Raw genomic sequence first — 17543 nt, 5'->3', positions numbered from 1 at the left:
CAGCTAAAGCTGCTCCTACGCGAAGCTTCTTATGCCTTGTAGATCAAGGCTTGAGGAACACCTTCTCCAGATCATCCAGCACTTTATTGGCGGCCAGCGGGCCGGACCCGCTGGACCAGACCTGGCCGTCGACATCGATCACCTGCTTGTTGCGCACCGCGCCCAGACGCTCGAAAGCCGGTTGCTGACGTGCTGTTGCCAGGGTCTTGGCGCCATCGCTGTTGAGGCTGGCGACGAACAGCCAGTCGGCGTCGATCTTGCTCAGGTTCTCCAGGCTCAGGATGTCGCTGTGCGGCTTGCTCAGGCTGCTGGCCAGCTCAGTGCTCTTGAAACCGGCGGCGCTCAGCAACTGACCGGCAAAGATCTTGCTCGACATGGTCATCGGGCCTTGCGGGTTCCAGCGCACCACCGAGACGCTTTGCCCGGCCGGGACGTTGGCTTTGAGTGCCTCGATGCGCGTGTCGATGGCCTGCAGCACGGCCTTGCCTTGCGCTTCACGGTCCAGTGCCTTGGCGTAGAACCGCGTACCGTCCTGCCAGCCGGCGCTGCTGTCGCCCTTGGCCACCACGGTGGGCGCGATGCGGCTGTAGGCGGCGTACAGCTCTTTGTTGATGGTGCTGGAGGTCAGGATCAGGTCCGGCTTGAGCTTGAAAATCGCTTCAATATTCGGCGCCCGGCTGGTGCCGACGATAGCTGGATTGCCGGCCTTGTCTTTCAGGTAGCTGGAGACCTGGTCACTGCCACGGGTGGAGACCGTGCCGACCGGCTGGATACCCAGCGCCAGGGCGGTATCGAAGCTGTCCTCATCGAGGGTGATGACCCGCTGCGCGGTGCCTTGCAGTTTGATCGGCCCATAAGCGGTGTCGACAATGCGCTCGGCGGCGTGCAACGGGCCAGCCAGAAAGGCAAGCATCAGCAGGCTGAGGGTTTTGAGCATGGCGGGCGTCCTTTCAAGGCAAAGAGAAACGTCGGCGCCATCGCTGCAACAGGATAGGGAGAAACAGCAAATCCAGAGCGCTTGACGCATCAGTCAGGCGCTGGATGCTAGTTTTTCTCATTTGAGAGTAAAGCGTTTTTACATTTTATACATTGGCCGCCACGGGCCGGGTCAGCTGCGGTCGCGCTTCATCTGCAACACCAGAGTGAAGCGGTCATCGGGGTGGATCGTCTCCGAAGCGACAATCAACTCGCCGCTATCATCGCGATACTGGCGCAGAATCTTCAGCCCCGGCGAGCCCGGTTCGGCGTTGAGTTTTTTCGCCAGCGCGGCGTCAAGCAGTACCGCGCGTACCTGCTGGTCGATGACGTCGATGTACCGGCCAAAACCGGCCTCGATCAGGGTGGCGATCAGCACGCCGGGCTGCTCGCGGGCCTGCTCGATGACGTCGGCGTAATCGTCCTGGGCGTAGACATCGGTCCAGCACAACGGCGCATTGGGGTGCTCGCGGTCGATCCGCACACTGGACACACAAAAGTAATGCTCGCCCGGTTGCAGGCCAAGCCGCTTGGCCTGGGCAATGTCAGCGACAAAGTGGCGGACATCCTGAATATCGCGCTGCTGGGTCTCGGCCAAATGGGCAAGGTCCGACACCGTGGCCAGTGAGTGCGAATAGCCGCCGCGTGGCGAGCTGGCTTCGACCCGGGTGCCGACCCGTTTGCGCCGTGACACCAGACCCTGGGTCTGCAACTGGTTGATCGCGGCCCGCACTGTATGACGGCTGACTTCATAGAGCTCACACAGCTCGAATTCGGTCGGCAACAGGCTGCCCACCGGGTATTTCCCTGACCCGATGCCCTCCATCAAGTCCCTTGCCAGCACCGCATAGCGCGTTTCGTTCATGCCTTTTGTCAGCCTCGTCAGATCAACCGGTTGACAGTGTATCAGTGTGCTGGCAACAATTATGTACGGACATAATAAATATGTACGGCCAATAACAACATTTCAGGATACTGCCCCATGTCCACCACCGTTTTTGACTCCACTCTGTTTCGCGACATGTTCGGTACTGCCGAGATGCGCGGGGTGTTCTCCGACAAGGCGTTGATCGAGCGTTACATCGAGGTCGAAGTGGCCCTGGCCCGCGCCGAGGCGCGCTGCGGCGTGGTGCCAGCCGAAGCCGCCGAGCAGATCGCCGCGCTGTCGCGCTACGAGTCGCTTGACCTGGCACTGATGCAGCACGAGACCGAGATCGTCGGCTACCCGATCCTGCCGCTGGTCGAGCAACTGTCGAAACTCTGCGGTGAGGCAGGCCGCTACGTGCACTGGGGCGCGACCACCCAGGACATCATGGACACCGCCGTGGTCCTGCAGGTCCGCGCCGCGCTGGCGATCGTCGAGCGCGACATCCAGGCGGTGCGCGGCCTGCTGGCCGGTCTGGCGCAGCGCTATCGCGACACGCCGATGGCTGGCCGTACCCACCTGCAGCACGCCTTGCCGATCACCTTCGGCTACAAGTGCGCAGTCTGGCTGAGCATGTTCGACCGGCATGCCGAGCGTTTGGTGGAGCTGCGTCCGCGGGTTGAAGTGGGGCAGTTCGCCGGTGCCGCCGGCACCCTGGCCTCATTGGGTGACAAGGGCCTGCAAGTGCAAGAGGCGCTGATGGCTGAACTGGGGCTGGGTGTGCCGCAGGCGACCTGGCACGTGGCCCGCGACGGCCTGGCCGAGACGCTGAACTTCCTCGGTCTGGTTACCGGCTCGCTGGGCAAGATCGCCCTGGACATCATGATGATGATGACCAGCGAGCTGGGCGAAGCCTATGAGCCGTTCGTCAAGGGCCGTGGCGCCAGCAGCACCATGCCGCAGAAGCGCAACCCGATCAGTTGCGAATTGATGTACGCCGCCGCCAAAGGTGTGCGCCAGCAGGCCGGGCTGATGCTCGATGCGATGATCCAGGACTTCGAGCGCTCCACAGGTCCCTGGCAGGCCGAGTGGATTGCCATTCCGGAAGCCTTCGCGCTGAGCGCCGCCTCGCTGGGCCAGGCCAGATTCATGCTGGCAGGGCTCGATGTGCGCACCGAGCGGATGCGCGAGAACCTCGACATGACCCAGGGCCTGATCGTCGCTGAAGCCGTGATGATGGGCCTGGCCCCGGCACTGGGTCGTCAGGTTGCCCACGATGTGGTGTACGCCGCCTGCCGCCTGGCCAACGATCAGCGCATCAGCCTGCTCGATGCCTTGCTGGCCCAGGGCGAGGCCACTGCCGAACTGGACGTCGAAGCGCTCAAGCGCCTGACCGACCCGGCCAACTACCTGGGCCTGGCGCCACAAATGGTCGACCTGGCCCTGGCGCGTCCCGGCGCCGTGCCACGTTAAGTCCTTGCGGGCCCTGCTGCCTGCGGGGCCCGACTTATTGCCGATCTATAACAACAACGAGAACGCAATCATGTCTGCAACTGCGAAAAAACCGCTGTACAAGGACCTGACCTTTCAGGTCGTCGCGGCCATGTTCCTGGGTATCGCCTTTGGCTTTATCGCACCGGAACTGGCAGCCAAGTTCAAGATCCTTGGCGACATTTTCCTCAAGCTGATCAAGACCGCCGTTGCCCCGCTGGTGTTTTTCACCGTGGTGCATGGCATCGCTTCGGCCGGCGACATCAAGCGCGTTGGCAAGGTCGGCTGGCGTGCGCTGCTCTACTTCGAGATCGTCTCGACCGTCGCTCTGGCCATCGGTCTGATCTGGGGCAACCTGCTGCAGATCGGGTCGGGCATGCACGATGCGCATCCGAGTAGCGCCGCCGCGGCTGCCTCCGCGGCAGCGGTTGCCAAGGGCCATGCGCCGACCTCGACCATGGACTTTATTTACGGCATCTTCCCGGACAATTTCGTCGGCGCATTCGCCGGCGGGCAATTGCTGCAGGTGCTGGTGATCTCGATCTTCTTCGGCTTTGCCCTGCTGGCCCTGAAGCAAGAGCGTCGGGAAGTCATTGAGGATGGCCTGAACCGGGTTTCCGAAGCGTTCTTTGAATTCATCAACCTGATCATGAAGTTCGCCCCGCTGGGTGCGTTCGGTTCGGTGGCCTATGCGGTGGGCAGCAACGGCACCGCCGTGCTGATGTCACTGGCCAACCTGGTGCTGATGTTCTACGTCTGTGTGGCGTTTTTCATTATCGTGGTGCTGGGCACGGTGTGCCGGTTGTCAGGCTTTAGCCTGTGGCGCTTTCTCAAGTACATCAAGGATGAGGTGTTCATCGTGCTGGGCACGGCGTCTTCGGAGAGCGCGCTGCCACGCCTGTTGCAGAAGCTGGAGAAGTTCGGTTGCTCCAAGCAGAGCGTCGGCCTGGTGCTGCCCACCGGCTATGCGTTCAACCTCGATGGCACCTCGATCTACATGTCGCTGTGCGTGCTGTTCATCGCCAACGCTTACGGCGTGCCGCTGAGCTGGGAGCAGCAGCTGGGGATTCTCGCCATCATGCTGGTGACCTCCAAGGGCGCGGCGGCGGTATCGGGTGGCAGCTTCGTGGTGTTCGCCGCCACCGTCACCGCCATTGGGGTGTTGCCGGCCGAAGGCCTGGCGCTGCTGTTTGGTGTGTACCGCTTCATGTCCATGGCCATTGCCACCTGCAACACCATCGGCAACAGCGTTGCCACTGTGGTGGTTGCCAAGTGGTCCGGCGAGTTTGCCGAGGACACTGCCAGGGCTGAATACACCCGCGTGCTGGGGCGTAGTCCGCAAGCCGCTTTGTAGTCAGCTTAAAAGCTTGGTCAGCAACCGGAGCGCCGGCCGGCCACTCCCAGCGGATTTGCGTCGTGCTCACATAGCTGAGCACTACGCAGACACGCTGGGAGTCGGCTCAGCCTACGAATGCGGCAGCTCAAGCGAACGCCACAACTCCAGCAGTGCCGGGTTGCTGTTGCCAATACGGCGAAACGCATGAATCTCCAGTTCGGTACTCCAGCGTTGGTCGCCGGCGCGCACCAGCGTGCCGTTGGCCAACTCGTCCGCCACCGCCGATTCCGGCAACCAGGCCACGCCATAGCCGCCGTGCACCATCTTTGCCAGGTGCATGGCCATGTCGGCTTCATGGCAGCGCTCAAGCGCCGCCGGGGTTGCGGCATTGCGCAGGATCAGATCGGTGACCCTGCCCAATAACGACGTTGCGGTGTAGGCCAGATAGGGCAGCGGCGCCTCTGCCGAGCCTGGCAGGGCATGCAGCGGCTGGCCGCTGCGGTCCGGGCTGCAGATCGGAACCAGCGCGTCATGGCCCAGGCGCAGGCCGACGAATTTGTCCGGGTCGAGAAAGATCGGTGCCTGCGGGTGGCTGTAACCGAGCATCAGGTCGCAATGCCCTTCGGCCAGGGCAATCACCGCATCGTGAACGTTGGCCGACAACACCCGTGCGTTCAGCGCCGGTTGTTGCTGGCGATGATTGACCAGCCATTTGGGCACAAAGGTCATCGCCAGGGTATGCCCGGCCACTACCTGCAGCGAGCGCCCCGGCATGCGGTCGCCACGGCGCAGGTCCGAGCGCAGCTCCATGAACAGCGCCAGGGCTTCTTTGCCCTGCTCGCAGAACGTCCGCCCGGCGCGGGTCAGCTGCACCGGGTAGGTGCTGCGGTCGACCAGTTCCACGCCGACCCATTCTTCCAGCGAACGAATACGCCGCGACAACGCCGATTGAGTGATGCAGCGCTGGTCGGCGGCCCGCGAGAAGTTCTTGGTCTCGGCCACGGCCAGCAGATCGTCGATCCATTTGGTGTGCATGGTGGGCTCGTTGTGTACAGGAGCGTTTATGGGAGGCAGCGTTATGCCGACAGGCTGGACGATTATGGCCTCCGATTCGCGCCCATTGGCCAACTATTCCGATTTTGCATCAAGTTATGGTGCGATCTCATCAACTCGCCTTGCCGGCACCCTTAGCCTGTGTCCAATCCGGCGGTCCTTACGGGCCGCCGCCATCGACCGAGGGGCCTATGAACAACAAGAATCTGCCGAAATACATCGCCGTCGCCATTGTGCTGGGCATCATCGTGGGCTGGATCTGCAACCGCTATGCGGTAGACGAGCAGAGCGCCAAACGCATCGCCGGCTACTTCAGCCTGGTCACTGACATTTTTCTGCGCATGATCAAGATGATCATTGCACCGCTGGTCTTTGCCACGCTGGTGGGCGGCATCAGCAGCCTGGGCAGTTCCGGCTCGGTCGGCCGCATCGGTCTGCGCTCGATGCTGTGGTTTGTCAGCGCCTCGGTGTTCTCGCTGGCACTGGGCATGCTGCTGGTCAACGTTTTCCAGCCTGGCGCGGGCCTGAACATGACCGTCGCGCAGGTCAGCCAGGCCGGTGCAGTGGTCAATGCCGGTGACTTCAGCCTCAAGACCTTTATCAGCCATGTGTTCCCGCGCAGCATTGCCGAAGCCATGGCCAACAACGAAATCCTGCAGATCGTGGTGTTCTCGATTTTCTTCGGTCTGGGCCTGGCTTATCTGAAAAATCAGGGTCACTCGTTCATTGGTCAGGCGGTGGATGAACTGGCCAAGGTGATGTTCCGCATCACCGACTACGTGATGCTGTTTGCGCCGCTGGGTGTGTTCGCTGCTCTGGCGGCTGCGGTGACCACCCAGGGTATTGGCCTGTTGCTGGACTACAGCAAGCTGATCGGCCAGTTCTACCTGGGTATCCTGATTCTGTGGGCGACGCTGTTCGCGGTGGGGTATGTGTTTCTGGGCAAGCCGGTGCTGACTCTCGGCAAGCTGATTCGCGAGCCGGTGCTGCTGGCGTTCTCGACGGCGAGCAGCGAGTCGGCCTACCCGAAGACCATTGATGCCCTGGAGAAATTCGGCGCGTCCAAGAAGGTATCGAGCTTCGTGCTGCCGCTGGGTTATTCGTTCAACCTTGATGGTTCGATGATGTATCAGGCCTTTGCCATCATGTTCATCGCCCAGGCCTACAACATCGACCTCAGCTTTACCCAGCAGTTATTGATCCTGCTGACCCTGATGATCACCAGTAAAGGGATGGCCGGCGTGGCGCGGGCTTCGGTGGTTGTGGTGGCGGCGACCTTGCCGATGTTCAACCTGCCTGAAGCCGGCCTGCTGTTGATTCTGGCCATCGACCAGTTTCTCGACATGGGCCGTACCGCCACCAACGTAGTGGGCAATAGCATCGCCACGGCGGTGATCGCCAAACTCGAAGAGCGCCGCGACCTGCAAGCGCCACCGCAAGCGGACTCCCAACCCGCCGCGGCCCGTGCCTGATCGAGGGTAATCATGACTTCTGCGAACCTGGCGGCCGGCAAGGACCGCACCCTGGGCATCATCGGCGGGCTGGGTGCCCTGGCCGGTGGTGACCTGTTCTTCAAACTGCTCAAGAGCCAGCCGCTGCTGGCCGATCAGGGCCGTTATCACCTGTTGTTCGAGCAGCGCCCGTTCAAGGACCTCAAGCGCACGCTGGATGCCGGGGCCAGCATGACCTCACGCAAGCTGTATGTGTTCCAGGCCTGCCAGCGCTTCGCCGAACAGGGGGCTGACGCAGTATTGGTGCCCTGTTTCGCCAGCCATACCTTTCTCGATGAGCTGACTGCCGAACTGGAGGTTCCGGTGATCAATCTGTTCGATGCGCTGCGCCAGTGTCTGGCGCTCCAGTTCAGCCCAGGCAGCCACCTGGGGATATTGGCGTCCGATTACGTACGGGCTGCGGGGCTATTTGAGCGGTTCCTGGGCGAGCAATACGTGCTTGTCTATCCGTCGGTGCAGAGCCAGGCGGCGCTGATGGAGGCGGTGTATGGCCGCAACGGCATCAAGGCCGGACAGCTGGACGGTAGCGCCCAGGAACTGCTGTATCAGGCAGGCCTGGAGCTGGTCGGGCAGGGCGCACAGGTATTGCTGCCGGGCATGACCGAGCTGTCGTTGCTCAGCGAAGCACTTCAGCAGCGCGGCCTGCAACTGCTGGACATCAACCGGTTGTATGCCGACTTTGCCGCTTGCAGTGAACCCGTCTCAGTCCAGGCGCCATTCAAGCTGGGGGTTGTCGGCGGCGTCGGGCCGGCAGCCACGGTGGACTTCATCGGCAAGGTGGTGCGGCATACTCCGGCCGGCAAGGATCAGGAGCACATCAAGCTGGTCGTGGAGCAGAATCCGCAGATTCCGGACCGCACCGCCAACCTGCTGCATCAGGACACTGACCCGACGGTGGCAATGTATGCTACCTGCAAACGCCTGCAGGAAGAGGGCGCCCAGGCCATCGCGATTCCGTGCAACACCGCCCATGCTTATGTGCAGCGCATCCAGGAACACTTGCAGGTGCCGATCATCAATATGCTGGAGGAGACCGTCGGGCATATCGGCCGCACCTGTGGGCTGGATGCCAAGGTCGGACTGCTGGCGACCTCCGGGACGGTCCAGAGCCGCGTCTACCATGACGCCGCCGAGCGTCTGGGGCTGGCGCTGATGCTGCCCGACCCGGCGCATCAGGCGCTGGTGATGAACGCCATCTACGGACCGGCCGGGGTCAAGGCCGGTTACACCCTGGGTGTGTGTCGCGAACAGTTGCTACAGGCCGCCGTGCATCTGGTGCAGCAGGGCGCGCGGGTGCTGATTCTGGGTTGCACTGAGCTGCCGCTGATTTTGCCCCAGGCTGATGACTTCTTGATTGACGGCGTCAGTGTGGCGCTGGTCGATCCGACCACGGTGCTGGCCCAGCGCTGCGTGGCACTAGCGGCTGATCACCAACAGCCAGGGGCTCCATTGGCTCAATTGCGCACCATGCGGCTGGGCCATGGCGCGTAGCGCCGCGTGCGGGTTGCGGGTGTCGTAAACCCCGGTGATGCGTTGTTCAGCCAAGCCTTGGTCTCGTAACCAGACCTTGCCCGGCAGGTAGCGGCGCAGTTGCTCGACGACATCGCCCAGCCGGGCGTTTTCGGCAATCAACTGACCGTTGCGCCAACTGGCGATCCGGCCGGCGGGCAGGGTGTCGAGTTGGGCCAGATGCTTGTCACGGTCGAACACCAGCCGCTGGCCTACGGTCAGGCCGGCACTGAGCAGGCGCGACGAGCCAGGCTCCTGGACCTTGACCGAGCCGTGCTGGACCGCGACTTCGATGTGCTTACCGTCCACATCGACATTGAACGCCGTGCCGGTCACAGTCACGTCCAGGTCTTTGGCGTGCACCGTGAAGGGCTTGCCGGGGTCGGGCCTGACCTGAAAAAACGCCTGGCCGCTGAGCAAGTGAATACTCCGCCGCTCACCCGAATAGTCCACCGCCAGGGCGCTGCCCGAATCCAGCACCGCCAGGCTGCCATCAGGCAATTGCACCTCGCGGCGCTCGCCCTGGGCGGTCAGATAATCGGCTTGCAGACGGGTGCCGAGCTCAGGCGCAATCATCACCGTCAGGCACGCGGCCAATGCCGCGCTGGCGGCCCAGGCGAGCGTGCGCCGGCGCCGCGGGCGGGCTGGCAATGGGGCGGCAGGCGTAATAGAGAGCGGCGTTATGGGCGCAGCACTGGCAGCAGGCGGCACTGCTGGCCACAAATGCGCGGTGCTCGCCTGCATCTGCCCGGTCAACTGCCACACCTGCTCAGCCTTGCGCGCGGCTTCGGCGTTTTGCGCATCGGCCTGCTGCCACTGGCGAAATTGCGCACGCAAATGGGCATCTTGGGGTGCCTGACGGACACGCAGCAGCCAGTCCAGAGCGATATCCAGACGGGCCTGGCGAGGTTCGGCGTGGGACATATCCGGCATGGCTCCAGCGGTGGGCGGGGTGGGCGAGGGTGGCACAGAGTGACCCTGGCAGGCAAAGGACGGATGCGCGGCGATTTTTTTCAGATTTTTTTCTGCGCCTTCAGTCATGACCACGTTCCAGACGGGTTGCGCAGTGGCTCAAGGCGTCATGAACCAGTTGATGGACCAGGCCCACTGAAATGCCCATCGCCGCGGCGACCTGCTGCAAGGTGTAGCCGCCCAGCCGATGCATCTCGAACGCGATGCGGGTGCGTTCAGGCAGTTGCAACAGCGCATTGGCCAGCCGCTGCAATTGATCCTGACTGGCGACCTGCTGCTCGGGCGACGCGGTGCTGGCTGGCAAGTCGGCCAGCAGCGCATCACCGTCGGGCTGGCGCCGTTCGGTGGCCAGGCTGCGGGTCTGATCCAGCGCCAGATTACGCACGATGCGATACAGATAGCCTAACGGATGGTTGATCTCCAGATCGCCGGTTTGCCGGGCATTGAAGCGCAGCCAGGCTTCCTGCACCACATCCTCGGCACGCGCCCGGCAGCCGACAATGGGCGCGGCGTAATCGACCAGCGCGGCGCGATGGGTCAGGTAGAGGTCAAGTTTGCTGGCGGACGAATCCACGAAGATGAGTGCTCGGATCGCTGGGCAAGTGGCGGTATGTCCTGCCTTGAGCGGCGTATCCTACCCGTCTTCGATAATCATTATCAATTATGGGGGTGTCGTCGCTGCTCTTAGCCGGCCTCATCGGGCCCGTGAGAGCCTGCTTGCAGGTGAGCGGGCCGGCACAGGCACTGCAATGCCGATGCCGACCCCTGCCATCAGAAAATGTAATCGGTGGTCAAAAAGCTCGACTCGCGGTTACGGATGATGTCACTGACCAGTGCCTTGTTACTTTCCAGGAATTTGGTCGCCACCAAGGTACGGATCGAGAACACCCGCAACGCATCGTGTACCGAAAGCGTGCCTTCGGCCGAGTTCTTGCGCCCGTTGAACGGGTACTGGTCAGGGCCGCGCTGGCACTGGGCGTTGATATTGATCCGCCCGACCTGATTGGCAAAGGCATCCACCAGCCGCCCGACCTGCGCCGAGTCGTTGCCAAAAATGCTCAACTGCTGGCCGTAGTCGGAGTCCAGCACGTAGTCGATCACTGTCTGTAGCTCGCGGTAGACCACCACCGGCACGACCGGGCCGAACTGCTCCTCGTGATAGACGCGCATGGCCGGGGTCACCGGGTAGAGCAGGGCGGGGTAGAAGAAATTCTCCACTACTTCGCCACCGCCCTCGTTAATGACCCGCGCACCCTGGGCCACGGCATCGGCGACCAGACCTTGCAAATACTCGGTCTTGCCTGGCTCCGGCAACGGCGTCAGCGAAACCCCTGGCTCCCAGGGCATGCCGGGCTTGAGCTGGGCCAGTTTGCTCTGGAACTTGTCGAGAAACGCCTCGACCACGTCCTCATGCACGAACAGGATCTTCAGAGCCGTGCAGCGCTGGCCATTGAATGACAGGGAGCCTGTAATCGACTCGTTGACCGCGTTATCCAGATCCACATCCGGCAGCACGATCCCGGGGTTCTTGGCGTCCAGCCCCAGCACCGCGCGCAGGCGGTGCGGGCGCGGGTGCAGTTTTTTCAAATCGCTGGCGGCTTTGTTGGTGCCGATAAAGGCAAACACATCGACCTTGCCGCTGGCCATCAAGGCGCTGACCGTTTCCCGGCCACGGCCGTAGATCACGTTGATCACCCCGGCCGGGAAGCTGTCGCGGAACGCCTCCAGCAACGGGCGGATCAGCAGCACACCGAACTTGGCCGGTTTGAACACCACGGTATTGCCCATGATCAACGCCGGAATCAGGGTGGTGAAGGTTTCGTTGAGCGGGTAGTTGTACGGCCCCATGCACAGGGTCACGCCCAGCGGTACCCGGCGGATCTGGCCCAGCGTGTCCTGCTCCAGCTCGAAGCGGCTCGAACGCCGGTCGAGCTCCTTGAGGGCATTGATGGTGTCAGTGATGTAGTCGCAGGTACGGTCGAACTCCTTCTCGGAGTCTTTGAGATTCTTGCCGATTTCCCACATCAGCAGCCGTACCACCGGCTCACGCTGCTCGCGCATGCGCTTGAGAAACTGCTCTACATGCTGGATCCGCTCGACCACCCGCATGGTTGGCCAGGCGCCCTGACCCCGGTCATAGGCACGCACCGCGGCATTCAGTGCGGTCATCGCCGTATCGGCATCCATCAGCGGGGTGCTGCCGAGAACCACCGGCTCCAGCGTGTTGCCCCGGTGCACCGAAATCGGGCTGCGCACCGGGGCCAGAACGCCGGGCCAGGTTTCCAGAATGCCATCGACCAGATACTCGCGCTGCTCAATGGCCGGGCCCGGACGCCAGACCTCCGGAATCTGTTCGGCAGTGGGGAACAGGGATTGAAGACGGCTATCCTGCGGCATGACATTCACCTCGCTGTGATCGTTTGGGAAGGGATGGGCCAAGGCCACACTACGCCAGCTGGCTGAGTGGAAGAAGCCCGGATTGGGGCTGGCTGGCAGTTTTTCCGGAATTTTCTCGGGACGTGTTGACTTGCGTTTTGAAATCAGTAGGATAGCCCGCATTCCGCGATAGCTCAGTTGGTAGAGCAAGTGACTGTTAATCACTGGGTCCCTGGTTCGAGTCCAGGTCGTGGAGCCAGATAAAAGAAAAGGGCGATTGCTGAGAGGCAATCGCCCTTTTTCGTTTCAGCGCGTTGTGGGCGTGAGCGGCGCAGACAGGTCTGACGGCCTTGATGCGAAGTTGCTGATTTTTCTGAAATTTTTCTGGCCGGGTGTTGACTTGTAAAACGAGCGGAGTATGATTGCACCCATTCCGCGATAGCTCAGTTGGTAGAGCAAGTGACTGTTAATCACTGGGTCCCTGGTTCGAGTCCAGGTCGTGGAGCCAGACCAAGAGAAGGGCGACTACTGAGAGGTAGTCGCCCTTTTTCGTTTTTGCAGGTTTCTGTCGTTCACCGCTTCATGTCTGCATTCACGCAGGGCTGGTCTGGATGTCTGGCGCTGACTGCCTCGCTGACGTTCTTGAAGGTGCCCGATAGCGTTCATCTGCCTTCTGTACTGATGCGTAACTGCTCCAGCAAAAAACGACGCGCAGCGCGAGAAGCCGCGCTGATGCTGCTTGGATGCTGGATTCGATAGCATTGAATACGCTGCTGTAGCTTGAATCGCCAGAGTTGATTAAGCGCGATTCCCTGGTCGCAGAAATCGCCCAGCTCGCTGCATACACTCGATTCGCCCTTATGCGGAAAGTAGCCTTGGCGAAACTTTGCACTGCTGGCGCCGTTCGCGAAAATAATGATATCGGGCTGCAGGATCTTTACTTGGGCTTTAAGCAACTGCTCTGAAATTTCCAACAGTTTTTTGAAGTGCTCCCAGCGCACCGGAGACTTCTTGTTCCAGGCGAAGCAGAACAGATTTGCCCAGGCGATAGCTGCAGAACCATGTTGGTCGGCCTGATCGCGCAGCAGATTGAAAAAACTTTCGCCCCGGTCTCTGGGGCGGGTTATGAACCTGGCAAGGTGGTCTTGCTGGGTAGCCATCGCTTTGCAGATATACGTTTCCAGGCTCTCGAATGTTTCTTCGCCTTTAAGCACGTCCCAGCGGCGGGTTTCACGCCCGACCACCAGAATTTTTTGCGGTGCGCATTGGTAGTCAGGCGAGGTGCCCGGCAGGAACAGGCCAGAAAGCTTGGCGTATTGCGCTTCGTGGGATCGGCTACGATCAAGCCAGTGCTGTGGCAGCCCTTTGAGTATTTCGTGGTAGGCACTGGCCAAGCGTTGTTGCGTGTTATCCATGCGCAGCGTCCTGAGTGATATTGTCGTAATATCAAAAACAGCGAAGGCATTCAAATTGTGTTTAAGGGTGTGCAAGTCTGTAGTTGATGTGCAGTCACACGTACCGACTCCGCCCATACGTCCACTCCATCCATGACCTTTCAAGGACGAGCAATGGCTAGCAGCTATTCAACACCCGGCGTGTACATCAATGAAGTCAACGCCTTCCCCAATTCTGTGGTGCCGGTAGCCACGGCGGTGCCGGCGTTCATCGGTTACACGCCACGGGCGGACTATCAAGGCCAGTCGTTCTATAACAAGGCGCAGAAGATTTCCTCGTTCGCCGAGTTTCAGGCGTTGTTCATGCTTGATAATCCGCCGCCACCGGCGGACCCGGCACGGCAATACAGCCCGCAGTACTATCTGGTGCCGCAGCCGTCGGAACCCGCGCCCGCAGACGCCCTGACCCTCAACGGCCAGTGTTATGCGGTGTTGCCTGACCCCAACACCCTTTATTACCTGTACAACAGTGTGCAGCTGTTCTACCAGAATGGTGGCGGCGATGCCTACATCGTGGCAGTGGGCACTTATGGTCCTGCCAGCCACAAGCCGCTGGCAGCCCCGGCCGCTGCGGTGGTCAATCCCAATGTGCAACTGACTGATCTGCAACGCGGTCTGGCCTTATTGCGCAACGAACCGGAACCGACCCTGTACATCTGCCCTGAAGCCACGCTGCTGTCGGTTGCCGACAACGGCACGCTGATGCAAGGCATGCTGTTGCAGGCTCAGCAGATGGGCACGGCAGTGTGTGTGTTCGACGTGATTGGCGGTGCCAATCCGGACCCGGTTCTGTACACACAAGACATCCAGACCTTCCGCGATAATACGGGCAGCAATGGCTTGAGCTACGGCGTGGCCTACTATCCGTTTATCGGCACTACCATCATGCAGCAGGCGGATATCGACTTCACCAACCTGTTCGGTGGTGATGTCAGCCGGTTGGCTGCGCTGCTCAACCCGCCTTCGGCACCCAATCCGGCGGCGGCCAAGCTGTTGGAGATGATTCAAAATCCGCCGGCCAACCCGATGAGCAATAGCCAGTTGCAAGCCGCATTGCTCAGTGCCAGTGCGGTCTACAGCCAGATCGTCACTCAGGTACTGGCGTGCGCCAACCTGCTGCCGCCCAGTGGTGCGATGGCCGGTGTCTACACCGTTAACGATAACAACAACGGAGTGTGGCAAGCGCCGGCCAACGTCGGGATCGTGGGCGCCATCGACCTGCCGATCTGCTTAACGGACGATCAGCAGGCCAATCTGAATATCGACGCGGTGTCTGGCGAGTCGATCAACGCCATCCGTTTTTTCAACGGCCAGGGCATTCTGGTCTGGGGCGCGCGTACGCTGGACGGCAACAGCCAAGACTGGCGCTACATTTCAGTACGGCGCACGGTGATTTTCCTGGAGCAATCGATAAAACAGGCCGTCAGGTCCTATGTTTTCCAGCCCAACGATGCCAACACCTGGGCTGCAGTGAAATCCATGATCACCAGTTTCCTGACCCAGGTCTGGCAGGAGGGCGGGTTGCAAGGAGCCTCACCAGCGGATGCATTTCAAGTCGATGTAGGTTTGGGAAGCACGATGACCGCCGACGATTTACTCAACGGCTATCTGAACGTATCCGTGAAGGTCGCAGTCGTGCATCCGACAGAGTTTCTGGTCATCAGCTTCCAGCAGCAACAGGCCAAATCCGGCTGACTCAAAGGTGTCCGGATGGTTGAATCGCTGAGCGTGGTGAGCAGATTTTCAGCCTGGATTTTACAAAATGTCACAACAAGCGCCTGTTTCAAAAATCTGATCATTCGTCCTGCCAATGCGCGGCACTGTCAGGCTCAGCCGCGCAGCGTCCATCCTCCAAACGTCTCATGCGCCGCGGTAACCCGCGACGCAGAGCGTTCCAACAGCTATTGGCTGCGTTTCAACGGCACTCTACTCGTTGCGCGTCATAATGTAACGAAAGTGTAAAGTACCGTTTGTGAGCATTAAGTTTGTTTGTAAGTGGATTGTGCTGATTTCAAATCGCCATTACCTTGCGCGACAGATTTTGTTGTCCGGCTAGTCAAGGGAGTGTGCCGTTGAAAATCGTCCATAAAGTCAGCATGGCCGCTGCAGCTGTATTGTTTCTCACCACCGGTCTGTTATCGGTTTCTCAGGTCACCCAGGTGCGCAGTTCGCTGGATCGTCAGGTCTCTGCCAGCATTGCCGAGTCCAGTGGTGCGCTGGCCCGGCAGATTGAAAACTGGCTGGGAGCCAAGCTCAAACTCATCGATCTGGTGGCGCAGAACATCGACAGCGATTACAGCCCCGCGCATGTATTACGCGTCATCCACAGCCCGATGCTCAGCGATGAATTCATCATGATCTTCGGCGCGCTGCAAAGTGATGGCAAACCCATTTCCAACCTTTCGTCCTGGAAGCCCAAGGCCGACTGGGATGGTCGCACACGGCCCTGGTATGCAACCGGCAAGGCAGCCGACAAAGCCGTGCTGAGCGATCCCTATGTGGATTCAACGACCCAGGAAACCCTGATTTCCGCCGTGGTGCCGCTGCGTGATAAAGGCCAGTTCCTGGGGGTGATGGGCGGTGACATTCGTTTGAAGGCGATCAGTGATGCGGTCAACACCCTGGACTTCAACGGGGCGGGCTACGCGTTTTTGCTCAGCAAGAACGGCAATATCATTTCGCACCCCAACACAGAGCTCAACGCCAAAAACTACAGTGAACTGTTTGCCGGCCAGCAGCCGACGTTGACCGGCAAACTTCAGGAGGTTCAGGTTGATGGCAAGGACCTGCTGGTGGCCTTCACCCCGTTGGCCAACCTGCGCAGTGCTGACTGGTACATCGGGGTTGTGCTTGATGAAAAGATCGTCATGGCCGAGGCCGACAACCTGAGCAAGTGGGCGATCATCGCCACCGTGCTGGGGGTCATCATCAGCCTGCTGCTGTTGAGTACCTTCATGAAGCAGCTGCTCAAGCCGCTTGACCTGCTTCAACGTTCGATCAAAGAGGTCAATAGCGGCGAGGGCGACCTGACCCGCCGCTTGCCTGCCCATGGCAACGATGAAGTGGCGAGTGTGTCTCGGGAATTCAACCTGTTTCTCGAAACCCTGCAAGGCTTGATCGGTCAGGTGCTGGGCTCGTCGCGCCAAGTGCGCGAGAGCACCGCAGCAACCTCTCGCGAAGCGACCCAGGCCGATAGCCGCCTGCAGCGTCAGTTGCAGGAGCTCGATCAGTTGGCCACTGCGATGCAGGAAATGTCCTCGACCGCCGATGACGTGGCCCACAACGCTCAGGCCGCCGCGCAGGCGGCAATGGCGGCAAACCAGGAAGCGGAAAGCGGCGAACACGTGGTGCAGCGTTCAACCGAGGCGATCCGACATCTGGCGGTCGAAATGGAGGAAACCGGCCAGGCGATCCTGGAGCTGGCGCGGTTCAGCGACAACATCGAGTCGATTCTGGGGGTCATTACCAGCATCGCCGAGCAGACCAACCTGCTGGCGCTCAACGCGGCGATTGAGGCCGCCCGTGCCGGTGAGTCAGGACGTGGTTTTGCCGTGGTGGCCGATGAGGTGCGGACCCTGGCGTCGCGCACCCAGCAATCGACCGAGGAAATCCGCCAGATGATCGATCAGTTGCAGTCTGGCGTGCAGCAAGCCGAGTCACGCATGCAAAAAAACCGCGATAGCGCGAGCAGAACCGCCGAACAGGCCGGTGCGGCCAACCAGATGCTGGTGCGAATCCGTCAGGCGATTGTGCGCATCAACGACATGAACACCCAGATCGCAACGGCGGCCGAAGAGCAAAGCGCGACCACCGAAGAGATCAACCGCAACACCACCAACATTCGTGACCTCAGCCACGAAGTGGCGGCCGGTACTGAAGAGCAGGTGCGCCAGTGCTCGATGATGGTCGAGCAGGTGCAGCAGCAGGGGCAGTTGTTGGGGCGTTTCAACGTGTGACGCTTAGGCTTGAATCACTGCGCGAGCGACGCCGCGCGTAAACGG

Annotated in this window: 14 protein-coding genes, 2 tRNA genes and 1 pseudogene; 10 read left to right on the top strand and 7 right to left on the bottom strand. The window is 60.9% G+C overall.

What is annotated here, in order from left to right; genetic code table 11:
• Positions 1-43: 43 nt before the first annotated feature.
• Both PSCI_RS25585 and PSCI_RS25580 read right to left on the bottom strand, forming a co-directional pair.
• Positions 44-937 carry an ABC transporter substrate-binding protein gene (locus PSCI_RS25585; protein ID WP_045492383.1) on the bottom strand — a complete coding sequence of 298 codons (894 nt, stop codon included), beginning with the start codon at positions 935-937 and terminating at the stop codon, positions 44-46.
• A gap of 171 nt (positions 938-1108) precedes the next feature.
• Positions 1109-1840, bottom strand: a complete 732-nt coding sequence (locus tag PSCI_RS25580; RefSeq protein WP_045492381.1) for a GntR family transcriptional regulator — start codon at positions 1838-1840, stop codon at positions 1109-1111.
• Between the two features lie 117 nt (positions 1841-1957).
• Here PSCI_RS25580 and PSCI_RS25575 point away from each other — a divergent pair, with 117 nt between their 5' ends.
• A complete protein-coding gene (locus tag PSCI_RS25575; RefSeq protein WP_045492379.1) occupies positions 1958-3313 on the top strand; it encodes a class-II fumarase/aspartase family protein in 1356 nt (451 codons plus the stop codon).
• A 70-nt stretch (positions 3314-3383) separates the two neighbouring features.
• Positions 3384-4685, top strand: coding sequence for a C4-dicarboxylate transporter DctA (gene dctA / locus PSCI_RS25570; protein WP_045494962.1), 1302 nt, complete (start codon positions 3384-3386; stop codon positions 4683-4685).
• Between the two features lie 111 nt (positions 4686-4796).
• On the opposite strand, the gene PSCI_RS25565 is transcribed toward dctA, so the two are convergent.
• On the bottom strand, positions 4797-5702 hold the full coding sequence (locus PSCI_RS25565; RefSeq protein WP_045492377.1) for a LysR substrate-binding domain-containing protein: 906 nt from the start codon (positions 5700-5702) through the stop codon (positions 4797-4799).
• Between the two features lie 209 nt (positions 5703-5911).
• Between PSCI_RS25565 and PSCI_RS25560 the strand changes: the two genes are divergently transcribed.
• A complete protein-coding gene (locus tag PSCI_RS25560; RefSeq protein ID WP_045492375.1) occupies positions 5912-7192 on the top strand; it encodes a dicarboxylate/amino acid:cation symporter in 1281 nt (426 codons plus the stop codon).
• Positions 7193-7204: 12 nt separating this feature from the next.
• Positions 7205-8722: an amino acid racemase gene (locus tag PSCI_RS25555; protein WP_045492373.1), complete on the top strand. Its 1518-nt coding sequence runs from the start codon at positions 7205-7207 to the stop codon at positions 8720-8722.
• Here the strand turns inward: PSCI_RS25555 and PSCI_RS25550 are convergent.
• The 3 genes from PSCI_RS25550 to PSCI_RS25540 all read right to left on the bottom strand — a co-directional run bounded on the left by PSCI_RS25550 (position 8648) and on the right by PSCI_RS25540 (position 12109).
• A complete protein-coding gene (locus tag PSCI_RS25550; protein ID WP_052483531.1) occupies positions 8648-9781 on the bottom strand; it encodes a FecR family protein in 1134 nt (377 codons plus the stop codon). The two genes, PSCI_RS25555 and PSCI_RS25550, sit on opposite strands and share 75 nt — an antisense overlap.
• Positions 9774-10286, bottom strand: coding sequence for a sigma-70 family RNA polymerase sigma factor (locus PSCI_RS25545; RefSeq protein WP_045492371.1), 513 nt, complete (start codon positions 10284-10286; stop codon positions 9774-9776). The genes PSCI_RS25550 and PSCI_RS25545 overlap by 8 nt, the downstream gene beginning before the upstream one ends.
• A 197-nt stretch (positions 10287-10483) precedes the next feature.
• Positions 10484-12109 (bottom strand): NADP-dependent glyceraldehyde-3-phosphate dehydrogenase, encoded by a 1626-nt coding sequence (locus tag PSCI_RS25540; RefSeq protein ID WP_045494956.1) that lies wholly within the window; start codon positions 12107-12109, stop codon positions 10484-10486.
• 162 nt (positions 12110-12271) lie between these two features.
• On the opposite strand from PSCI_RS25540, the gene PSCI_RS25535 reads away from it, so the two are divergent.
• Both PSCI_RS25535 and PSCI_RS25530 read left to right on the top strand, forming a co-directional pair.
• Positions 12272-12347, top strand: a tRNA-Asn gene (locus PSCI_RS25535).
• 173 nt (positions 12348-12520) lie between these two features.
• Positions 12521-12596, top strand: a tRNA-Asn gene (locus tag PSCI_RS25530).
• Positions 12597-12750: 154 nt separating this feature from the next.
• Here the strand turns inward: PSCI_RS25530 and PSCI_RS25525 are convergent.
• Positions 12751-13503, bottom strand: a complete 753-nt coding sequence (locus PSCI_RS25525) for a hypothetical protein (protein WP_045492369.1) — start codon at positions 13501-13503, stop codon at positions 12751-12753.
• Positions 13504-13656: 153 nt separating this feature from the next.
• Here PSCI_RS25525 and PSCI_RS25520 point away from each other — a divergent pair, with 153 nt between their 5' ends.
• The 4 genes and pseudogenes from PSCI_RS25520 (at position 13657) to PSCI_RS30330 (ending at position 17498) form a co-directional block, all read left to right on the top strand.
• Complete coding sequence (locus PSCI_RS25520) at positions 13657-15237, top strand: phage tail sheath family protein (RefSeq protein ID WP_045492367.1); 1581 nt, start codon at positions 13657-13659, stop codon at positions 15235-15237.
• A gap of 15 nt (positions 15238-15252) precedes the next feature.
• On the top strand, positions 15253-15504 hold the full coding sequence (locus PSCI_RS29330) for a hypothetical protein (RefSeq protein ID WP_144403337.1): 252 nt from the start codon (positions 15253-15255) through the stop codon (positions 15502-15504).
• A gap of 134 nt (positions 15505-15638) precedes the next feature.
• Positions 15639-16640 (top strand): annotated as a pseudogene (locus PSCI_RS30335) (cache domain-containing protein); the annotation flags it as partial.
• 144 nt (positions 16641-16784) lie between these two features.
• Positions 16785-17498: a methyl-accepting chemotaxis protein gene (locus PSCI_RS30330; RefSeq protein WP_442965483.1), complete on the top strand. Its 714-nt coding sequence runs from the start codon at positions 16785-16787 to the stop codon at positions 17496-17498.
• Positions 17499-17543 lie beyond the last annotated feature (45 nt).

The organism is Pseudomonas sp. StFLB209, assembly GCF_000829415.1.
GTDB lineage: Bacteria > Pseudomonadota > Gammaproteobacteria > Pseudomonadales > Pseudomonadaceae > Aquipseudomonas.
This window is presented reverse-complemented; position numbering and strand designations above follow the sequence as displayed.

Bases quoted from the DNA above. Each gene is read 5' to 3' on its own strand.
- PSCI_RS25585 (WP_045492383.1), bottom strand. From the start codon at position 937: ATGCTCAAAACCCTCAGCCTGCTGATGCTTGCCTTTCTGGCTGGCCCG.
- PSCI_RS25580 (WP_045492381.1), bottom strand. From the start codon at position 1,840: ATGAACGAAACGCGCTATGCGGTGCTGGCAAGGGACTTGATGGAGGGC.
- PSCI_RS25575 (WP_045492379.1), top strand. From the start codon at position 1,958: ATGTCCACCACCGTTTTTGACTCCACTCTGTTTCGCGACATGTTCGGT.
- dctA (WP_045494962.1), top strand. From the start codon at position 3,384: ATGTCTGCAACTGCGAAAAAACCGCTGTACAAGGACCTGACCTTTCAG.
- PSCI_RS25565 (WP_045492377.1), bottom strand. From the start codon at position 5,702: ATGCACACCAAATGGATCGACGATCTGCTGGCCGTGGCCGAGACCAAG.
- PSCI_RS25560 (WP_045492375.1), top strand. From the start codon at position 5,912: ATGAACAACAAGAATCTGCCGAAATACATCGCCGTCGCCATTGTGCTG.
- PSCI_RS25555 (WP_045492373.1), top strand. From the start codon at position 7,205: ATGACTTCTGCGAACCTGGCGGCCGGCAAGGACCGCACCCTGGGCATC.
- PSCI_RS25550 (WP_052483531.1), bottom strand. From the start codon at position 9,781: ATGACTGAAGGCGCAGAAAAAAATCTGAAAAAAATCGCCGCGCATCCG.
- PSCI_RS25540 (WP_045494956.1), bottom strand. From the start codon at position 12,109: ATGCCGCAGGATAGCCGTCTTCAATCCCTGTTCCCCACTGCCGAACAG.
- PSCI_RS25525 (WP_045492369.1), bottom strand. From the start codon at position 13,503: ATGGATAACACGCAACAACGCTTGGCCAGTGCCTACCACGAAATACTC.
- PSCI_RS25520 (WP_045492367.1), top strand. From the start codon at position 13,657: ATGGCTAGCAGCTATTCAACACCCGGCGTGTACATCAATGAAGTCAAC.
- PSCI_RS29330 (WP_144403337.1), top strand. From the start codon at position 15,253: ATGGTTGAATCGCTGAGCGTGGTGAGCAGATTTTCAGCCTGGATTTTA.
- PSCI_RS30330 (WP_442965483.1), top strand. From the start codon at position 16,785: ATGCAGGAAATGTCCTCGACCGCCGATGACGTGGCCCACAACGCTCAG.